The organism is Sphingomonas horti, from assembly GCF_009753715.1.
In the GTDB taxonomy this organism is placed as follows: domain Bacteria; phylum Pseudomonadota; class Alphaproteobacteria; order Sphingomonadales; family Sphingomonadaceae; genus Sphingomonas_B; species Sphingomonas_B horti.
Genome location: NZ_WQMS01000025.1, coordinates 1 through 1,285 on the forward strand (window position 1 = coordinate 1; position 1,285 = coordinate 1,285).

A 1,285-nucleotide genomic window follows, 5' to 3' on the forward strand; every position below is an offset into this window, starting at 1 on the left:
TCGGCCAGAAGCCGCCTGTAGGAAAGCTGGCGAGCGCCGCAGCACCCGCCAGCTAGTCAATTAGACGTCAGTGCTCTCTGACAGAGCAAGCGCGTCTTCGAGATCCACACCGAGGTAGCGGACTGTGCTCTCGATCTTCCTATGACCGAGCAGGATCTGGACCGCTCGAAGGTTGCCGGTCCGCTTGTAGATCAACGACGCCTTGGTCCTGCGCAGCGAATGAGTGCCGAACAAGGCCGGGTCCAGCCCGATCGCAGCCACCCACTCATCTACCAGGCGGGCGTATTGCCGCGTGCTTATATGGTCCGTTTGATCGATCCTGCTGGGGAACAGGAACTCCTCAGGCCTGCCGCCTCCACGGCGGGCGAACCAGATGCGGAGGCTTTCCCGAGCCGTCTCGCCTATCTCAAATGACCGGCGTGCCGGTCTTCTGTTGGATTACCATCGACCGCTGGCGAACCTGTCCGCCGACGATGACGTCGCCGATACGCAGCTTGACGACATCGCAGCCGCGCAGCTTGCTGTCGATTGCGATGTCGAACATCGCTCGATCCCGAGGCTTAAACGCTCGCATCGGTCCTATCGACCGGCCGGTATTCCAGGCCGCTCCTGATGACGGCGCATGGTGTTGCTGATGATTGTGCATCTGTATTCTCCAGCGCTGCGGGATGCAGCGTGGAAAGAGTGCAGCAGGGGCTGGAAGGTGGCCGAAAGTGGCCCTCCCTGATCTTATCCGATCCGAACATAAACAGACGTCCCGGTGGACCACGCGGCGCTCGACGCCTTTAACTTAGCCGCGATGCTTCCTATCTCGCCGAAGCTGACGTCGCATTGACGGATTTTGGGCCGCCTTGGCTCCTCCCTTAGTCCCTTTCTAGCCTCACGAAGCCGGGATGTGCCGCTGTTGGCGCATGCCCGCCATACAGGGATAAGGATATCCTCATGATCACCGGAACCGTTAAATTCTTCAATGCCGACAAGGGCTATGGCTTCATCGCGCCGGAAACCGGCGGCGGCGACGCCTTTGTGCATATCTCAGCCGTCGAACAAGCCGGCATGCGTACGCTCGATAAGGATCAGCGCATCTCCTACGAACTGGAAACCGATCGTCGGGGCAAGACCTCGGCGGTGAACCTTCAGGCCGCTTAAGAGCGAAGACGACCTGGCGGGCGCTGCGCGCGGCGCCCGTTCCAGGTCCGGACTTCTAAACCCACTACGACCGCTGCATCCGAATTCGCGACGGCAGGCGGCGCCAATCCCGCTTCTTTCTCTCCAAAAGGGCTGC

1 protein-coding gene and 1 pseudogene are annotated in these 1,285 nt (G+C 60.7%); one reads left to right on the plus strand and one right to left on the minus strand.

Going from position 1 to position 1,285, the window contains the following annotated elements; all coding sequences use genetic code 11:
- Window positions 1–60: 60 nt before the first annotated feature.
- Window positions 61–646: pseudogene (locus tag GON01_RS16495) on the minus strand (tyrosine-type recombinase/integrase).
- A gap of 296 nt (window positions 647–942) precedes the next feature.
- Between GON01_RS16495 and GON01_RS16500 the strand changes: the two are divergent.
- Window positions 943–1,149 (plus strand): cold-shock protein, encoded by a 207-nt coding sequence (locus GON01_RS16500; protein ID WP_157028494.1) that lies wholly within the window; start codon window positions 943–945, stop codon window positions 1,147–1,149.
- The last annotated feature ends 136 nt before the right edge of the window (window positions 1,150–1,285 follow it).